Origin of the sequence: Sedimentibacter sp. B4, from assembly GCF_000309315.1 — a bacterium.
Classification (GTDB): domain Bacteria; phylum Bacillota; class Clostridia; order Tissierellales; family Sedimentibacteraceae; genus Sedimentibacter; species Sedimentibacter saalensis.
In genome coordinates this window covers 1-241 of sequence record NZ_CANG01000417.1, presented here as the reverse complement: position 1 = coordinate 241, position 241 = coordinate 1, and the positions used below count along the sequence as shown (strand labels likewise).

Annotated in this window: 1 pseudogene; it reads right to left on the bottom strand. The window is 70.1% G+C overall.

The features are described 5' to 3' along the window. Positions 1-241, bottom strand: a pseudogene (locus BN358_RS26495) (hypothetical protein); the annotation flags it as partial.

Below are 241 nucleotides of genomic sequence, written 5' to 3'. Positions count from 1 at the left end.
CACGAGCGATCCGAGGTCGATCCGGGTCACCTCGTCGCCGAGCTCCACCTCCTCGGAGTCGAACGGTCCGTCGGCGCGCCAGTCCACCTCATCGGCGTCCTCCGCATCGTCGGCCTCGTCCTCCGCCACCTCGATCTCGGCCTCGGCAAGGACGGCCTCGTCAATCTCGGTGTCGCCCGAGGCCTCCTCCCCGACACTCTCGTCGAGGTCCACCTCGTGCTCGCCGGCGTCCTCTCCGACG